A 16,018-nucleotide genomic window follows, 5' to 3' on the forward strand; every position below is an offset into this window, starting at 1 on the left:
GGACTCTTTATACTGACGCCCTTTTCCATCGACGCGAGTCATCACCCTATGAAACCCTTGTCCCGTCTGCTGGTTGCCCTCTGCTTGTCGCCCCTGCTGGCACAGGCTGCCCCGCTCACCCAGGTGACCCTGCCGGATGGTCGCCAGGTGCAGCTCAACGATGACTTCACCTGGGAATACCTGCTGCTCAAGCCCGCCGCCGACGGCAGCGCGGTGCAGGGCACGGTGGCCGTACCTGTGCTGACCGAGCAGGCGATGAACAACCCGGATCTGCTGGCCCAGGCCGTCAAGGACGGGATCGGCGTCAAGCTCGCCAAGCTGGAGGGCTCGGATCCCCTGCAACTGCAATTCATGGTGAGCAACACCGGCACCCGCAACGTGGTGCGGGTGCGCGGCAGCATCACCCTGTTCAGCGAGCAGGGGGCCCAGCTGGTCAAGCAGGAGGCCCGCTTCTGGGTTGGCGAGAACCGTCTGCCGGAGTCCTATCTGCGCAAGGGCCAGCAGCGCCCCTCCATGGTGCTGGAGGTGCCGCGCCCGGCCGGGCTGACCGGCAAACCCCTGGTGCGGGTCGAGATTGAGGAAGTGGAGTTCCGCTGATCCCTCATGCAACAGGCTCCTTCGTGGAGCCTGTCTTGATTGTTAACCCGGTAACCGCCAGCAACAGTTGCTTACATCTGACATGGTTTGGCAACAGCTTGCCGCTCGGCATTTCTCCCCGTCCTCTGCACAATGACCCCATTCCAGCTAGGTCTCAACTAGCTCAACGATGGAGTCATCAAAATGAAAAAAGTTGCACTTTCTGTTCTGGTTCTGGCCGGTTTCGCTTCTACTTCCGCTCTGGCTGAGGATGCCTTCAGCTATGCCAAAGGCGGTCTGACCTGGGCGCACACCAAGTCCGACTACATTGGCGGCAAAGATAGCAACAACCGCGACTTCGGCGGTCTGAACCTGGATCTCTCCAAGAGCTTCGGTTCCAACTTCTACGGTCGTCTGGGCAGCGAGTACACCTCCCGCAACGATGGCAACGACAGCATGGGCATCTCCAGCCTGGGTCTGGGTGTCTACACCCCGCTCAGCACAGGTCTGAACCTGTATGGGGAAGCGGGCCTGATGGGCTATACCATGGAGCGTCAGGTGGCTGCCAACGTCAAAGACAGCGGTTGGGACGTCATCACCCGCAAGAACAGCGGCAGCATGTACGGTGAGGCCGGCCTGCGCTACGACATCGGCGCCGTCGAGCTCTCCACCGCCTACCGCTACGCCAACATGACCGACGACATGCACGATTTCAAAGTGGGCGCTGCCTACAAGGTGAGCCAGAACCTGGCCCTCACCGCCGACTACACCTATCGTAAGTGGGATCTGCAACAGGGTTCCATCACCAGCCTGGGTGTGAAGTACAGCTTCTAATCATCCTTCCTGTAGTGTCTTCATTTTTACCCATGACTTCGGTCATGGGTTTTTTCATTTCCGGTTGATCCACCCTTCACCCTTGCGCCGTATCAGTCCGCAATAGTTATACAACTTCCGTTTTTTTGTATAACTGCTATAACTGATTCAGACTTATACAAGGAGTGATGACATGTACAAGATCAAGGTTGGTATCAGCGCCTGCCTGCTGGGGCAGGAGGTTCGGTTCGACGGGGGCCACAAGCGTTCCAGCTTCTGCGAGCGGGATCTCGGTGCCCACTTTGACTATCACCCCGTCTGTCCCGAGATGGCCATTGGCCTCGGGGCACCCCGCGCCGCCATCCGGCTGGTGAAGCGTAACGGCGAGATCCGTGCCGAGGCGAGTAACGGCAGCTTCGATGTCACTGACCAGCTCATCGCCTTCAGTGAGCAGAAGGCGCGCCAGCTCGACTTCATCTCCGGCTACATCCTCTGCGCCAAATCCCCCAGCTGCGGCATGGAGCGGGTGCGCATCTATGGCGCCAACAACGAGGGGAGTGCCAAGGAGGGGGTCGGCCTGTTTGCCAAGGCGCTGATGGAGGCCAATCCCCTGCTGCCGGTGGAGGAGGATGGCCGCCTGTGCGATCCCATCCTGCGGGAAAACTTCGTGCTGCGGGTCTTTGCCTACCACGACTGGCAGCAGCTCTGCGCGCGCGGCATCACCGCCTCTGCGCTGATCCGCTTCCACTCTCGCTACAAGTACCTGGTGCTCTCCCACGCCACCACCCACTACCGTGCGCTCGGCAAGCTGCTTGGCAACCTGGCCAGGGCCGACCTGCAGCAGGTGGCCGACAGCTACATCAAGGGGCTGATGGCGGCGCTGACCCTGCGGGCCAACCGGCGCAGTCACACCAATGTGCTGATGCACCTGCAGGGCTACTTCAAGCGGGTGCTGACCCCGGCCCAGAAGCAGGAACTGTGCGACACCATCGACAAGTACCGTACCGGCGTCTTTCCGCTGCTGGTGCCGCTCACCCTGATCCGCCACTACCTGCGCGAGTACCCCAATCCCTATCTCGCCGAGCAGGTGTACCTCAATCCCCATCCCGACACGCTGAAACTGCGCTACGGGCTCTGAATATCCGGTGCAGGCCCCGGCGGATGGCCGGGGCCTCTCCCTCAACCTTTGCTGGATGCCGTTATGTCTGATTTACCGCACGCCGCTTCTCCTTCGCCGGAGGAGGGGATCTACCCCATTCGCGAGGTCTCCCGCCTCACCGGCGTCAACGCCGTGACCCTGCGTGCCTGGCAGCGCCGCTACGGGCTGGTGCAACCGGCCCGCACCGAGAAAGGCCACCGCCTCTACAGCGAGCAGGACATTCGCCAGATCGGCGAGATCCTGAGCTGGCTGGAGCGGGGGGTGAGCATCGGGCAGGTGAAGGGGCTCCTGAGCGAACCCCAGGCCCAGCCGGTGAGCGATCACTGGCAGCAGACCCTGGAGCAGTTCAGTCAGGCGCTGCTTGCCTTCAACCAGCGCAAGGCGGAGGCAGAGCTCAACGACCTGCTGGCGAGCTATCCGTTCGAGCTGGTGCGCAGCCGGGTACTGCAACCCTTGGTGGAGCGGCTGCTCGGGCTGTGGCGCGAGCGGCCCGATGGCGAGCTGCTGCAACAGGTGTGGCTGGGCTGGCTGCATACCCGCTTCGCCCGCCACCTCATCGAGCAGGAGAAGGGCGTACCGGTCACCCTGGCGAGCTGGGGACAAGTGGGCCCGCTCGATCTGGTCTGGGCCGCCTACGAGCTGATCGGTCAGGGCCATGAGGTGCAACTGCTGGGGGCGGTGGAGCCGCGCCATGCCAGCCTGCTGGAGGGGCGCGCCGTCACCCCCTGGCTGGTGTTGATGGGGGCCGGCCTTGGCAAGCAGGAGCTGGCTGCCGACTGGCCCGCCGCTACCCGCTTCTTTGGCGAGCTGGGGCGCCTCTACGATGGTGAGTGGCTGCAAGCCCATGGTTGGCAGGCGAGCCTTGCCGAGGTGATGGCAGACATGCCTGCGGCGGCAGGTGCCGGCGGACGCGGGAGGAAAAAATCATGAAGCTGGTCTGGTTTCGCAATGATCTGCGCCTGGCCGATAACCCGGCCTTGCGTCACGGTTGCGCCAATGATGAACCGGTCGCCGCGCTCTTTATCATCTCTCCCACCCAGTGGCGGCAGCACAAGCTGGCCCCCGTTCGTCAGCGTTTTCTACTGGCCCAGGTCGATGCGCTGGGCCGCGAGCTGGCGGCGCTCGGCATCCCGCTCCATCTGCTGCGGGTTGAAACTTTTGCAGAGGTGCCGGCGGCGCTGGCAGATCTTGGCCGCGAGCTGGGGGTAACCCAGCTCTACGCCAATCAGGCCATCGAGATCGACGAGCTGCGCCGGGATCAGGCCGTCACAACCGCGCTGGCAGAACAGGGGATTGGTTGTCACTGGTTCAACGGCTGCTGCGTATTGCCGCCCGGGCGGGTGCTGACCGGCTCTGGCGAGATGTTCAAGGTCTTCACCCCCTTCAGCCGTGCCTGGCTCAAAGCCCTCGACGAGGATGGTTTCGCCATTCATCGGGTGCCTACACCCCGTGGGGAGCCGTTGCCGTGGCAGCCGCTGGCCGAGCGGGACTTCGTCGATGCCGCCCTTGGCGAGCTGACGGCGGACCCCCGTTGGCCGGTGGGGGAGGCCGAGGCCAGCCGCCGTCTGAATGACTTTCTGGAGCAGGCGGTGCTCGACTATGGCGAGACCCGGGATTTTCCTGCCATCGCGGGTACCTCCGTGCTCTCCCCCTATCTGGCGGCCGGCATCATCAGCCCGCGCCAGTGCGTGGCGGCGCTCCAGCAGCGGCTTGGCTACCGGCCCCAGTCCAAGGCCCAGCCTGGCTTTGTCTGGCTCAATGAGCTCATCTGGCGCGAGTTCTATCGCCACCTGCTGGTGCTGATCCCGACCCTTTCCATGAATCGGCCCTTCAAACCGGAGACATCGGCCCTGCCGTGGAGCTGGGATCCGGATGCCTTCGCCGCCTGGTGTGAGGGACGTACCGGCTACCCCATCGTCGATGCGGCGATGCGCTGCCTCAACGCCACCGGCTGGATGCACAACCGGCTGCGGATGATAGTGGCGAGCTTTCTCACCAAGGATCTGCACATTCACTGGCGGCTCGGGGAGGATTACTTCATGAGCCGGCTCATCGACGGCGACCTGGCGGCCAACAACGGCGGCTGGCAGTGGGCGGCGGGCACCGGCGCCGATGCGGCGCCCTATTTCCGGGTGTTCAACCCCACCACCCAAGGGCAACGGTTTGATCCGCAAGGGGAGTTCATTCGTATCTGGGTCTCTGAGCTGGCTGATCTGCCTGCCGCCTATCTGCACCAGCCCCACGACTGGTTGCGGCTCAAGGGGCGGCGCGATTATCCGGCCCCCATGGTGGACCACGCCGTTGCCCGGGTGAGAGCCATCGAGATGTTTCGCGCCCTGGAGAAATAGCATGGATGAGTCGCTGGCCCGCTTTGTGGCCCTCTATCAGCAGCTAAACCGAGATGAGTTGCACCGTTTGCCCGAGGTCTACGCAAACGAGGTGGTCTTTACCGACCCTGCTCACCGCATCGAGGGGTTGGCGGCGCTCACCGACTATTTTGCCGCCCTCTATCAGCGCCTGGCCTACTGCCGTTTCGTCATCACCAGCCAGCTGCAACAGGGGCGCCAGGCCTGGCTCGGCTGGACCATGACCTTCTCCCATCCCAGGCTGCGCGGCGGCGCCCCGGTGACGGTGGAGGGGGCCACTCGCCTCGAGTTCGACGAGACGGGCAAGGTGTGCCTGCATCGCGACTACTTCGATATGGGCGCCATGCTCTACGAGCAGTTGCCGCTGCTTGGGTCCGTGGTGCGCACCATCAAGATGAGGCTGGGCGCATGAGCGGCCGGGTGCTGATCACCGGCGCCACCTCCGGCATCGGCTATCAGCTGGCGCTTGATTATCGGCGCGCCGGCTGGCAGGTGTGGGGTTGCGGGCGCGATGGCGAGCGGCTGCTGGCACTGGGGCGCCACGGCATCACGCCGCTGCAGTTTGACGGGCGCTCTGCAAACGCCGTGAGCGAGGCGGCCGCCGGCTTGCCATGGATCGACCTGCTGATCCTCAATGCTGGCAACTGCGAGTACATGGCGGTGAACGAGGGGTTTGACGGCACCCTGTTTGCCCGGGTCATCGAGACCAACCTCGTTGCCACCGGCCATGCCCTGGCCGCTTTCTTGCCGCTGCTGGGTGCGGGCGGGCGCCTTGCCATCGTCAGCTCCTCGGTGAGCTGGCTGCCGTTGCCCAGGGCCGAGGCCTATGGCGCCTCCAAGGCGGCCCTCGACTATCTGGCGGATACCCTGCGCCTCGATTTGGTCGGCAAAGGGATTGGGGTGACCCTGATCCGTCCCGGCTTTGTCCAGACCCCGCTCACCGCCAAAAATGATTTTCCCATGCCCTGCCTGGTGCCGGTGGAAGAGGCTTCCCGCGCCATCATGGCGGGGCTCGCCGCCGGTCGCCACCAGATCCACTTTCCCCGCCGCTTCATCTGGCTGCTGCGCCTGCTCGGTGCGCTGCCTACGGGGCTCTGGCTGCGCCTTGGCCGCACACTCGTATCGAAAGGACGCCCTTCATGAAGAAAAAGATCGCCATCGTCGGCTCCGGCATTTCAGGCCTGACCGCCGGTTTCCTGCTCCACAAGCTGCACGACATCACCCTGTTCGAGGCGGCGCCGACCCTGGGTGGCCACACCGCCACCGTCGATGTGGAGCAGGCGGGGCGCCGCTATGCCATCGATACCGGCTTCATCGTCTTCAACGATCGCACCTACCCCAACTTCTTGAGGCTGCTTGAACGGATCGGGGTGGCGCGCCAGCCGGCCGAGATGAGCTTCTCGGTGAAAAGCCCGCAGGGGCTGGAGTACAACGGCCATAACCTCGACACCCTGTTTGCCCAGCGCAACAATCTGTTGAGCCCGCGCTTCTACGGTTTTGTTGGCGAGATTTTGCGGTTCAACCGGGAGGCGCGGGCCTGGCTGGCCGATGGGCAACAGCAGGGGGCCGGCCTCGAGCTGACCCTGGGGGATTTTCTGCAAGTGGGGGAGTTCAGCGACTACTTCGCCCGCCACTATATCCTGCCGATGGGGGCGGCGATCTGGTCATCAACCCTGGCCGATATGCGCGCCTTCCCCTTGAGCTTCTTTCTGCGTTTTTTCGCCAACCACGGCTTGCTCGAGGTGGCCAATCGCCCCCAGTGGTATGTGATCCCGGGTGGTTCGCGGGAATACATAGGCCCGCTGACGGCCGGTTGGCAGGCTCACATTCGCCTGGCCTGCCCGGTGCAGGGGATCCGGCGCCAGGCGGACGGGGTGCTGACCCAGAGCAGCCATGGCGAGGAGTGGTTTGACGAGGTGATCCTCGCCTGTCACAGCGATCAGGCGCTGGCGTTGCTGGCGGACCCGGGCGAGCGGGAGCAGGCCATTCTCGGCGCCATGCCCTATCAGGCCAACGACGTCTGGCTGCACACCGATGCGCGCTGCTTGCCTACCCGTCGCAAGGCATGGGCCAGCTGGAACTATCAGCTCGATGGCAACGACGAGGCGCGGCCGTTGGTGAGCTACAACATGAACATACTGCAGGGGGTGAGCTCGCCAGAGCCCTTCTGCGTCAGCCTCAATCCGCAAGGCAAGGTGGACGAGTGCAAGGTGCTGCGCCGCTTCGTCTACCACCATCCGGTGTTCAATCAAGCCTCTATCGCCGCCCAGCAGCGGCGGGCCGAGATCTGCGGCCAGCAACACACCCACTTCTGCGGCGCCTACTGGTACAACGGCTTTCACGAAGACGGGGTGCGCAGCGCGCTGGACGTGGCCAGGCGCTTTGGAGCCGAGCTATGAAGGATGCAGTCCTGGCAGGCCAGGAGGCGACTGCCGAGGCCATGACCGGCACCCTCAGCGCCATCTGGCAGGGGTCGGTGCGCCATCGTCGCTTCGCACCGCGCGCCCATGCCTTCTCCTACAGCCTCTTCATGCTGGGACTGGATCTCGACGAGCTGCCACAACTCGATCGCGGGCGCTGGTTCGGGGTGGAGCGAGCAGGGTTGCTCTCGTTTCGACGTGACGACTACCTGCGCGGCAGCGAGGGGCCGCTCAAGCAGGCGGTGTGGCAGAAGGTGAGCGAACTGGGTGGCGATGCCGAACCCGAGGGGCGAGTGCTGCTGCTTGGCAACGTGCGTTGCCTCGGTTTCTACTTCAGCCCGGTCAATTTCTACTTCTGCTACCGGCAGGGGGAGGCGCGCTATCTGCTGGCGGAGGTCTCCAACACCCCCTGGAACGAGCGTCACTACTACCTGCTGGATCTGGCGGCGCTGGCCCCCCACGACAAGGATTTTCACGTCTCCCCCTTTATGGGGCTGGCGATGCGCTACCACTGGCGCATTCGCCCGCCCGCGCAGGAGACACTGATCCACATCGAGAGCCACCCCGTATCCGGTGAAGCCAAGCTGTTTGACGCCACCCTGGCGCTGCGCCGGGCGCCGCTGTCGCGCAAGGGGCTGGCGGCCCTACTGACCCGCTGGCCCTGGATGACCATGAAGGTGCTGTTCGGGATCTACTGGCAGGCCCTGCGTCTTTTTATCAAACGAACACCGATATTTACCCATCCGGAGAGCCGCTAATGGAACTTGTGCAATCAACCCTCTCTGCCTCTTTCATCGACAAGGGGGCCAGGCAACTGCTGCTCAATCTGCTGGGGCGCCTCGAACACGGCCAACTGTTGCTGCGGGATGGCGCTGAGCGTCACAGCTTTGGCGTGGCGGGCACCGATCTGCACGCCGAGCTGGTGGTGCAGGATCCGGCCTTCTATCGCCGCCTGCTGCTGGGGGGCAGCATCGCTGCCGGAGAAACCTGGGTGGAGGGCCTCTGGACCAGCCCGGATCCGGTGGTGCTGGTGCGGCTGCTGGCCCGCAACCTGCCGCTGCTCGACAGTCTGGAGCGGCGCCTCGGCTGGCTCAGCTTCCCGTTCAACAAGGTGCGTCACTGGCTTAACCGCAATACCCTGACCGGGTCGCGCTCCAACATCGCCGCCCACTACGATCTCGGCAACAGCCTCTATCAGGGTTTTCTCGACAGCCATATGCAGTACTCGAGTGCCATCTATCCCCATGCCGAGGCCAGCCTGGAAGAGGGGCAGCAGGCCAAACTGCGCACCATCTGCGAGCGGCTGGAGCTGGGGCCAGACGATCATCTGCTGGAGATCGGTACCGGCTGGGGCGGCCTCGCCGTCTATGCGGCCCGTCACTACGGCTGCCGGGTGACCACCACCACCATCTCCCGGGCCCAGCACGATTATGCCAAGGAGTGGATCGCGCGGGAGGGGCTGGGGGATCGCATCACCCTGCTGCTGGAGGATTACCGCAAGCTGGAGGGTACTTACGACAAGCTGGTCTCCATCGAGATGATCGAGGCGGTGGGGCACGCCTTTCTGCCGGACTATTTCCGCCAGCTGTCGCGGTTGCTCAAACCCGGTGGCCGCCTGCTCATTCAGGCCATCACCATTGCCGATCAACGTCATGCCCAGTACCTGCGCGGGGTTGATTTCATCCAGCGTTACATCTTCCCCGGTGGCTGCCTGCCGAGCGTCTCCCAGATGGCGAGTCTGCTGGCGCGCGAGACCGACATGCAGCTGGTGCGGCTGCACGATCACGGCCACCACTACGCCCGCACGCTGGCTGATTGGTGCGAGCGCTTCCTGGCGCTGGCCCCCGAGCTGCCAGCCCTGGGTTACAGCCAGGACTTCATCCGGCTGTGGCACTTCTATTTTGCCTACTGCGAAGGGGGATTCTGGGAGCGCGCCATCAGCCTGGTGCAGCTGGAAGCGGCCAAACCGGGCCCACTCGGCTGGAGTGGAGATCTGCCCGTCGGCGGTCGATGATAATGTGGCAGTGGGCCCATCTGCTGGGGTTCAACCTCTACTGGTTGCTGGCGGTGAAGTGGTGGCAGCCGGGCCCGCTGCTGGCAATGCTGCTGCTTCATTTTCTCTGCTCTCCGCGCCGCTGGCACGACTGGCGGCTCATCCTGGTTGCCCTGGCCGGCAGCCTGCTCGATGCCCTGCTCTGGCAGCTCGGGCTGTTTGATTTCAACGCCGGTTTTCCGCTCTGGCTGGTGCTGCTCTGGTGCGGCTTTGCCCTGACTCTCTCCCACGGCCTGCGCTGGCTGCGGCCCTTGCCGCGCTGGCAGCAGGGGCTGTTCGGCATGGTCGGCGGCAGCTCCTCCTATGTGGCAGGCGCCGCCATGGGGGCAGTACACTTACCTTGGGGCATCGGGATCAGTGCGGCACTGCTGGCGGTGATCTGGATGTGGTGGTTACCCGTACTCCTGTGGGTAACGGTCAAGCTGGAGGGTGAAGCGAGATGAACACCTTTTCGACCGACACCTTGTTGTTTTCCAAGTGGACCAAAGAGAGCCAGCACGAGCTGACCGAGCGTTTCTATCTGGTGGTGGCCTGTCAGCGCGATGCGCAGGGGCAGCTGCAGCAGGTGGTGATGCAGGACATCAACACGCTGCTGGAACAGGAGATGGACTGGCATGAACTCGAAGATCCTGCCCATTGGCACATGGGGTGGAATTAGCCTGCTGCTGGCAGGATTGAGCCTACCGCTGACCCCTTTCGCCCAGACCGGGCAAGCCCTGATCACCCCCTGGCAGCAGCTGCACCCGGTCGGGCGCGGCGAGATGAGCTGGCTCTGGTTCAAGCTCTATGACGCCACCCTCTACAGCGAGAACGGCCGCTATCGGCCGGGTCACTATCCTCAGGCGCTCAGCCTCACCTACGCCAGAACCATCGAACGGCAAGATCTCTTGCGCGCCACCGCCGCCGAGTGGCAGCGACTGGGGCTTGGCAGCGAGCAGCAGCGCCAGGAGTGGCTTGGCCGGCTCGCCGCACTCTGGCCCGATGTCCAGGCGGGTGACCGGCTTACTTTCTATGTCGACAAGGGCGGCGCGGGCCATTTCTGGTGGCGGGACAAGCCGCTCGGCACCCTCGCCGATCCGCAATTTTCGGCGGCCTTCCTCGCCATCTGGCTGGCAGAAGGGAGCCGTGATCCGGCGCTTACCCGCAGCCTGCGAGGAGAGTTCTGATGCAAAAGAGGTTCATGTCGTACACCCGCACCTGGCGCTACCTGCTGTTGTTGCCGTTCCTGCTGCTGGCCGGCTGTGGCAGCAGTCTGGAGGAGTATCGCGATCGGGGTCCCGAGTGGGATCTCGCCCGCTTCTTCGATGGCAAGCTGACGGCGCATGGTCTGGTGACCGATCGCAGCGGCGAGGTGACCAGCCGTTTTCGGGTAGAGATGCGCGGCCGCTGGCAGGGGGGCAAGGGGGAGCTGTTCGAGCAGTTCTACTTTGACGACGGGCGCCAGCAGACCCGCACCTGGTTTTTGAGCAAGGGGGCGGATGGTCACTGGCGCGGCACGGCCGCCGACGTGGTGGGGGAGGCAGTAGGCAAGACGGCCGGCTTTGCCCTCAACTGGCGCTATCAGCTCGATCTGGCGCTGCCCGACGGCAGCGTGGTTCGGGTGAGTTTCGATGACTGGATGTACCTGCTCGACCAGGATCGTTTGATCAACCGGGCCGCCATCAGCAAGTTCGGCATCCAGCTGGGGGAGGTGATCCTCTACATCGAGCGGCAGCCTGAATGAGTGCGCCCCGCCAGGTCGGCAACGCGGACGATAGTCGCTCGCTATCAATCAGTTAGGTCTTAACGATTACCTTTCGAGTCTGATGGGTTCTAAGATGACCAGGTCGTCAAATCTGGAGGTGAAACATGAAGAGTCCGATTGGTCTTGATACCGTTCAATCACAAGCGTTGGCCGCCGAACTGAACAAGTTGCTGGCCAGCTACCAGATCCTTTACATGAACGTTCGCGGCTTCCACTGGAACATCCGCGGCAACCAGTTCTTCGAGCTGCACCTGAAGTTTGAAGAGATTTACAACGACCTGTTGCTGAAGGTCGATGCTCTGGCCGAGCGCATCCTGACCCTGGATGGCGTACCGCTGCACAGCTTCAGCGATTACCTGAACGTTTCCGCCATTGCCGAGCAGAAGGGGCTGCACGACGGTCGTGCCTGCGTCGAATCCCTGCTGGAGAGTTTCCGCAAACTGCTGGTGGCCCAGCGCCGCATCCTGGGGCAGGCCGCCGATGCCGGTGATGAAGGGACCGCGTCCATTCTCTCCGACTATGTGCAGCAGCAGGAGAAACTGGTCTGGATGCTGCGTGCTTATTTAGCCTGATAGTTAACCAAGCCGGATGCATACGAAGTATGCCGGCTTGATGAAGTCAAGGGCAGGTGCTACCTGACCAGACGCCAGCCCGACCCGTTCCCTTACCGTGTTCTGTTGCAAACCTGAGTTGTCTCTCCTTTTATCCACCCGCTTGCCGCCCTGTTTGGGCGGCTTTTTTTGTTTTTGATCTGCATCAATGAAAACTGAATTGTCAAATTGAATGCCTATTAAGTTTTCCACGAGGGGAATAGAATCGCCACAAAACAAACAACTGAAATGTCCAATTAGGAGAGGCATGATGTTTTGTGTGCAATGTGAACAGACAATTCGTACCCCGGCAGGCAACGGCTGCGCCTATGCACAAGGTATGTGCGGCAAGACGGCTGAAACTTCTGATCTGCAGGATGTGCTGATCTATACCCTGCAGGGGCTGAGCGCCTGGGCGCTGGCCGCCCGCGAGCACGGCATCGTCGACAGCGAGATCGATGCCTTCGTACCCAAGGCCTTCTTCGCCACCCTCACCAACGTCAACTTCGACTCCGCCCGCATCGTGGCCTATGTCAATCAGGCGCTGAGCTATCGCCAGCAGCTGGCTGCCAAGCTGGCACCGCTGGCGGTGCAGGCCGACACACTTCCTGCTGCCGCCCGTTTCGAGCCGGGTGCCGATCTGCTGGCCCAGCTGGCCCAGGCACCGCAGACCGCGGTCAACCGCGGCAAGAACGAGGTCAACGAAGACATCATGGGGCTGCGCCTGCTCTGCCTCTACGGCCTCAAGGGCGCCGCCGCCTACATGGAGCACGCCCGGGTGCTGGATCAGCAAGACAGCGAGGTAGCCGCCGAATTCCACCGCATCATGAGCTGGCTCGGTACGGATCCGAGCGATCTGGATCCGCTGTTCAAGTGCGCCATGGACATTGGCCTGCTCAACTTCAAGATCATGGAGATGCTGGATCTCGGTGAAACCACCGCCTTCGGCCACCCTGAGCCGACTCAGGTACGCGTTACTCCGGTACCGGGCAAGTGCATCCTGGTCTCCGGTCACGACATGGTGGATCTCAAGCTCATCCTGGAGCAGACCAAGGGGACGGACATCAAGGTCTACACCCATGGCGAGATGCTGCCGGCGCTGGCCTACCCCTTCTTCAAGCAGTACCCGCACCTGGTGGGCAACTACGGCTCCGCCTGGCAGAACCAGCAGAAGGAGTTTGCCAACTTCCCGGGCGCCGTGGTGATGACCTCCAACTGCATTATCGACCCGAACGTGGGCAACTACTCGGATCGCATCTTCACTCGCTCCATCGTCGGCTGGCCGGGCGTGACCCATCTGGAAGGGGAAGATTTCTCCGCCGTCGTTGCCAAGGCGCAAGCGCTGGAAGGCTTCAAGCACGTTGAGCTGGAGCACTTCATCACCATCGGTTTTGCCCGTAACGCCTTGATGCAGGCTGCCCCTGCGGTGATCGACAAGGTCAAGGCCGGCGAAATCAGCCACTTCTTCCTGGTCGGTGGCTGTGACGGTGACCGTGCCGAGCGCGCCTACTACACCGAGTTTGCCAAGGCGATCCCGCAGGACAGCCTGCTGCTGACCCTGGGCTGCGGCAAGTACAAGTTCAACAAGCTCGATTTCGGCGACATCGGCGGTATTCCCCGTCTGCTGGACGTGGGTCAGTGCAATGATGCCTACTCTGCCATCCAGCTGGCGCTGGCGCTCTCCGAAGCGTTCGAGTGTGGCGTCAACGATCTGCCGCTGACCCTGGTGCTCTCCTGGTTCGAGCAAAAGGCCATCGTGATCCTGCTCACCCTGCTGGCGCTGGGCGTGAAGGACATCCGTACCGGCCCGACCGCCCCGGCCTTCCTCACCCCGGCCCTGCTCAAAGTGCTGGAGGAGCAATTTGGCCTCAAGGGCACCACCACTGCAGAAGCCGATCTGGCCGAGATCCTGGCGGCCTGAGCAAAGAGACAGCCTTACACGCTCAGCATGTTGTAAGCCTTTGGCGAGCCTGATGGCTCGCCTTTTTTTAGCGACCCCTTTCCAACATTTTCAACAAGAGGAGCCTTGCGATGACCTCCACCTCCCTCACCCTCAGGTGCATCGGCCGCCGGGCGGATACCCACGACGTGGCGAGCTGGCAGTTCGTGCCGCAGACGGGCAGTCTGCCCGCCGTGCTGGCCGGCCAGTGCGTGACGCTGCACACCGAGATTGACGGCAAGCCCCACTGCCGTGCCTATACCCTATCCTCCAGCCCGCAGGACCCTTTCTGGCAGGTCACCATCAAGGATGTCGGGCTGGTCTCCCACCATCTGCACCAGACCCTGCAGGTGGGGGACGAGATCCGGGTGGATGGCCCGTTCGGCGACTTCAATCTGACGGCCTTGCCCTGCGAGCGGCCGCTGCTCTTGAGCGCCGGCTCCGGCATCACCCCCATGTGGGCCATGCTGCGCGACGAGCTGGCCAAGCGGCCGGACGCCGACATCCGCTTCATTCACAGTGCCCGCTCGCCGGAGGATGTGATCTTCGCAGCCGAACTGGCTGCGCTGGCCGCGACCCATGCCGGTGTGCGCCACGCTTTAGTGCTGGAGAAAGTTGGGGAAGAGGCGCCGGCGGCTTATCCCTGGGTTGGCCGGCTCACACCGGAGATGTTGAAGGAATTGGCACCGGATCTATTGAGTCGCCACGTCTATCTGTGCGGCCCAGCCCCTTACATGGAGGCAGTGAGCGAAATGCTGGCCGGGCTCGGCCTGCCGGCAGCGCAGTTGCACCAGGAGTCGTTCGGCCTGCCTGCTGCAACATCGAGCACGGCGCCAGTTGCGGCCGGCAGCGACCACTTCTGGCTGACCCTCAAAAAGAGCGGCAAGAAGGTGAAGATACTGCCGGGGCAGACCCTGCTGGCGGCGCTGGAGGGGGCGGGGGAGACCATGATGGCCGCCTGCCGGGCCGGGGTATGCGGCGCCTGTCGCTGTACCACGGAAGGTGAGATCGAGCGCCAGAGCGTGATGACCTTGAGCCCGCAGGATCTGGAGAGTGGGGTGGCACTGGCCTGCTCCTGCACAGTCAGGGGGGATGTCAGCATCGACTATTGATGGCTTCATTGGTATCTCATGCTTTTCCTGCTGAGGTTGGGCGGGTAAACTCCACCCAGTTTCAACAGAACGCGGGATAAAAAATGACAATTCTGGTCACAGGAGGCGCCGGCTATATCGGCTCCCACACCCTGGTTGAGTTATTGAACGCCGGGCAACAGGTCGTGGTGCTGGACAACCTCTCCAACTCCTCCCCCGAGTCTCTCAAGCGGGTCGAGCAGATCACCGGCAAGCCGGTCATCTTCGTCGAAGGGGATGTGCTGGATCGGACTTGCCTGCAACAGCTGTTTGCCGATCACCAGATCGAGTCGGTGATCCATTTCGCCGGGCTCAAGGCGGTTGGCGAGTCGAGCCAGATCCCGCTCACCTATTACCAGAACAACATCACCGGCACCCTGGTGCTGTGTGAAGAGATGGCAAAAGCCGGCGTGTTCCGGCTGGTATTCAGCTCCTCGGCCACCGTCTACGGCGATCCGGCCTCGGTACCGCTGCGGGAAGATTTCCCCACCAGCGCCACCAACCCTTATGGCCGCTCCAAGCTGATGGTGGAGGAGATCCTGCAGGATCTCGCCAAATCCGATCCCCGCTGGGCCATCGTGCTGCTGCGCTACTTCAACCCGGTCGGTGCCCACGAGAGCGGCCTTATCGGGGAAGATCCCAACGGTATTCCCAACAACCTGCTGCCCTATATCAGTCAGGTGGGGGTGGGCAAGCTCAAGGAGCTGGGGGTGTTTGGCAACGACTACCCGACACCGGACGGTACCGGGGTGCGCGATTACATCCACGTGGTGGATCTCGCCATCGGTCACCTCAAAGCGCTGGCGCGCATCGCGTCGGATACCGGGGTCTTTACCTACAACCTGGGGACCGGTCAGGGCTATTCGGTGCTGGAGATGATCAAGGCATTTGAAGCGGCCAGCGGCTGTACCATTCCCTACCAGATCAAGCCCCGTCGCCCCGGCGACATCGCCGAGTGCTGGGCCGAGCCGCACAAGGCTCGTGCCGAGCTGGGCTGGCAGGCCGAGCGCGGTCTGGAGCGGATGATGATCGATACCTGGCGCTGGCAAAGCCAGAACCCGAACGGTTATGGCCCTGCTGCGAAGCCGTGATCAAGGGTCATGTGCTGCTCGGGAACCTCATTTATTCATATAAACCCGGGTCCCTGTGCTGCTCTTCGCCTTGCTGACAGCTTCTCGCGACGGCCCATCAGACCTGATGGTTTGCAGCCTGAATAGCAAAACGCCCC

18 protein-coding genes are annotated in these 16,018 nt (G+C 63.0%); all 18 read left to right on the forward strand.

The annotated features are described in order from the left end of the window. Positions 1-48: 48 nt before the first annotated feature. The 18 genes from I6L38_RS02450 to galE all read left to right on the forward strand — a co-directional run bounded on the left by I6L38_RS02450 (position 49) and on the right by galE (position 15,881). A complete protein-coding gene (locus I6L38_RS02450) occupies positions 49-597 on the forward strand; it encodes a DUF3157 family protein (protein ID WP_010634841.1) in 549 nt (182 codons plus the stop codon). 183 nt (positions 598-780) lie between these two features. Further along, the gene (locus tag I6L38_RS02455; RefSeq protein WP_005303698.1) at positions 781-1,410 is read left to right on the forward strand and encodes an outer membrane beta-barrel protein; all 630 of its coding nucleotides are present in this window, start codon (positions 781-783) and stop codon (positions 1,408-1,410) included. Positions 1,411-1,582: 172 nt separating this feature from the next. Further along, positions 1,583-2,527 (forward strand): DUF523 and DUF1722 domain-containing protein, encoded by a 945-nt coding sequence (locus I6L38_RS02460; protein ID WP_054544253.1) that lies wholly within the window; start codon positions 1,583-1,585, stop codon positions 2,525-2,527. A gap of 63 nt (positions 2,528-2,590) precedes the next feature. After that, positions 2,591-3,478: a MerR family transcriptional regulator gene (locus I6L38_RS02465; protein ID WP_139725351.1), complete on the forward strand. Its 888-nt coding sequence runs from the start codon at positions 2,591-2,593 to the stop codon at positions 3,476-3,478. Then, on the forward strand, positions 3,475-4,896 hold the full coding sequence (gene phrB, locus I6L38_RS02470) for a deoxyribodipyrimidine photo-lyase (protein WP_216989121.1): 1,422 nt from the start codon (positions 3,475-3,477) through the stop codon (positions 4,894-4,896). Before I6L38_RS02465 ends, phrB begins: the two co-directional genes overlap by 4 nt. A 1-nt stretch (position 4,897) precedes the next feature. Beyond that, positions 4,898-5,326 carry a nuclear transport factor 2 family protein gene (locus tag I6L38_RS02475; RefSeq protein ID WP_054544256.1) on the forward strand — a complete coding sequence of 143 codons (429 nt, stop codon included), beginning with the start codon at positions 4,898-4,900 and terminating at the stop codon, positions 5,324-5,326. Then, positions 5,323-6,057 carry an SDR family NAD(P)-dependent oxidoreductase gene (locus I6L38_RS02480; RefSeq protein ID WP_025202101.1) on the forward strand — a complete coding sequence of 245 codons (735 nt, stop codon included), beginning with the start codon at positions 5,323-5,325 and terminating at the stop codon, positions 6,055-6,057. The genes I6L38_RS02475 and I6L38_RS02480 overlap by 4 nt, the downstream gene beginning before the upstream one ends. Then, entirely contained in the window at positions 6,054-7,313 is a 1,260-nt protein-coding gene (locus I6L38_RS02485) for an NAD(P)/FAD-dependent oxidoreductase (RefSeq protein WP_025202100.1), read from the forward strand. Before I6L38_RS02480 ends, I6L38_RS02485 begins: the two co-directional genes overlap by 4 nt. Beyond that, positions 7,310-8,092 (forward strand): DUF1365 domain-containing protein, encoded by a 783-nt coding sequence (locus tag I6L38_RS02490; protein ID WP_216989122.1) that lies wholly within the window; start codon positions 7,310-7,312, stop codon positions 8,090-8,092. The genes I6L38_RS02485 and I6L38_RS02490 overlap by 4 nt, the downstream gene beginning before the upstream one ends. Further along, positions 8,092-9,348, forward strand: a complete 1,257-nt coding sequence (locus I6L38_RS02495) for a cyclopropane-fatty-acyl-phospholipid synthase family protein (protein ID WP_043171077.1) — start codon at positions 8,092-8,094, stop codon at positions 9,346-9,348. The genes I6L38_RS02490 and I6L38_RS02495 overlap by 1 nt, the downstream gene beginning before the upstream one ends. Before the next feature lie 2 nt (positions 9,349-9,350). Further along, the gene (locus I6L38_RS02500; protein WP_043171078.1) at positions 9,351-9,830 is read left to right on the forward strand and encodes a DUF2878 domain-containing protein; all 480 of its coding nucleotides are present in this window, start codon (positions 9,351-9,353) and stop codon (positions 9,828-9,830) included. Further along, entirely contained in the window at positions 9,827-10,045 is a 219-nt protein-coding gene (locus I6L38_RS02505; protein WP_005303669.1) for a TIGR02450 family Trp-rich protein, read from the forward strand. The genes I6L38_RS02500 and I6L38_RS02505 overlap by 4 nt, the downstream gene beginning before the upstream one ends. Continuing rightward, complete coding sequence (locus tag I6L38_RS02510; protein ID WP_052248724.1) at positions 10,002-10,553, forward strand: chalcone isomerase family protein; 552 nt, start codon at positions 10,002-10,004, stop codon at positions 10,551-10,553. Before I6L38_RS02505 ends, I6L38_RS02510 begins: the two co-directional genes overlap by 44 nt. Continuing rightward, the gene (locus I6L38_RS02515) at positions 10,553-11,110 is read left to right on the forward strand and encodes a DUF3833 domain-containing protein (RefSeq protein WP_043171080.1); all 558 of its coding nucleotides are present in this window, start codon (positions 10,553-10,555) and stop codon (positions 11,108-11,110) included. The genes I6L38_RS02510 and I6L38_RS02515 overlap by 1 nt, the downstream gene beginning before the upstream one ends. Positions 11,111-11,235: 125 nt before the next feature. After that, positions 11,236-11,703, forward strand: a complete 468-nt coding sequence (locus I6L38_RS02520) for a Dps family protein (protein WP_043171081.1) — start codon at positions 11,236-11,238, stop codon at positions 11,701-11,703. 289 nt (positions 11,704-11,992) lie between these two features. After that, on the forward strand, positions 11,993-13,642 hold the full coding sequence (gene hcp / locus I6L38_RS02525; protein ID WP_201880276.1) for a hydroxylamine reductase: 1,650 nt from the start codon (positions 11,993-11,995) through the stop codon (positions 13,640-13,642). Between the two features lie 110 nt (positions 13,643-13,752). After that, positions 13,753-14,772: a hybrid-cluster NAD(P)-dependent oxidoreductase gene (locus I6L38_RS02530; protein ID WP_201885091.1), complete on the forward strand. Its 1,020-nt coding sequence runs from the start codon at positions 13,753-13,755 to the stop codon at positions 14,770-14,772. 83 nt (positions 14,773-14,855) lie between these two features. After that, positions 14,856-15,881 (forward strand): UDP-glucose 4-epimerase GalE, encoded by a 1,026-nt coding sequence (galE, locus tag I6L38_RS02535; protein ID WP_201885090.1) that lies wholly within the window; start codon positions 14,856-14,858, stop codon positions 15,879-15,881. Positions 15,882-16,018: the final 137 nt, after the last annotated feature.

The sequence above is a fragment of the Aeromonas sp. FDAARGOS 1408 genome (assembly GCF_019048665.1).
In the GTDB taxonomy this organism is placed as follows: domain Bacteria; phylum Pseudomonadota; class Gammaproteobacteria; order Enterobacterales; family Aeromonadaceae; genus Aeromonas; species Aeromonas dhakensis.

Coding starts and splice junctions, on each gene's coding strand:
- I6L38_RS02450 (WP_010634841.1), top strand. CDS start 49: ATGAAACCCTTGTCCCGTCTGCTGGTTGCCCTCTGCTTGTCGCCCCTG.
- I6L38_RS02455 (WP_005303698.1), top strand. CDS start 781: ATGAAAAAAGTTGCACTTTCTGTTCTGGTTCTGGCCGGTTTCGCTTCT.
- I6L38_RS02460 (WP_054544253.1), top strand. CDS start 1,583: ATGTACAAGATCAAGGTTGGTATCAGCGCCTGCCTGCTGGGGCAGGAG.
- I6L38_RS02465 (WP_139725351.1), top strand. CDS start 2,591: ATGTCTGATTTACCGCACGCCGCTTCTCCTTCGCCGGAGGAGGGGATC.
- phrB (WP_216989121.1), top strand. CDS start 3,475: ATGAAGCTGGTCTGGTTTCGCAATGATCTGCGCCTGGCCGATAACCCG.
- I6L38_RS02475 (WP_054544256.1), top strand. CDS start 4,898: ATGGATGAGTCGCTGGCCCGCTTTGTGGCCCTCTATCAGCAGCTAAAC.
- I6L38_RS02480 (WP_025202101.1), top strand. CDS start 5,323: ATGAGCGGCCGGGTGCTGATCACCGGCGCCACCTCCGGCATCGGCTAT.
- I6L38_RS02485 (WP_025202100.1), top strand. CDS start 6,054: ATGAAGAAAAAGATCGCCATCGTCGGCTCCGGCATTTCAGGCCTGACC.
- I6L38_RS02490 (WP_216989122.1), top strand. CDS start 7,310: ATGAAGGATGCAGTCCTGGCAGGCCAGGAGGCGACTGCCGAGGCCATG.
- I6L38_RS02495 (WP_043171077.1), top strand. CDS start 8,092: ATGGAACTTGTGCAATCAACCCTCTCTGCCTCTTTCATCGACAAGGGG.
- I6L38_RS02500 (WP_043171078.1), top strand. CDS start 9,351: ATGTGGCAGTGGGCCCATCTGCTGGGGTTCAACCTCTACTGGTTGCTG.
- I6L38_RS02505 (WP_005303669.1), top strand. CDS start 9,827: ATGAACACCTTTTCGACCGACACCTTGTTGTTTTCCAAGTGGACCAAA.
- I6L38_RS02510 (WP_052248724.1), top strand. CDS start 10,002: ATGAACTCGAAGATCCTGCCCATTGGCACATGGGGTGGAATTAGCCTG.
- I6L38_RS02515 (WP_043171080.1), top strand. CDS start 10,553: ATGCAAAAGAGGTTCATGTCGTACACCCGCACCTGGCGCTACCTGCTG.
- I6L38_RS02520 (WP_043171081.1), top strand. CDS start 11,236: ATGAAGAGTCCGATTGGTCTTGATACCGTTCAATCACAAGCGTTGGCC.
- hcp (WP_201880276.1), top strand. CDS start 11,993: ATGTTTTGTGTGCAATGTGAACAGACAATTCGTACCCCGGCAGGCAAC.
- I6L38_RS02530 (WP_201885091.1), top strand. CDS start 13,753: ATGACCTCCACCTCCCTCACCCTCAGGTGCATCGGCCGCCGGGCGGAT.
- galE (WP_201885090.1), top strand. CDS start 14,856: ATGACAATTCTGGTCACAGGAGGCGCCGGCTATATCGGCTCCCACACC.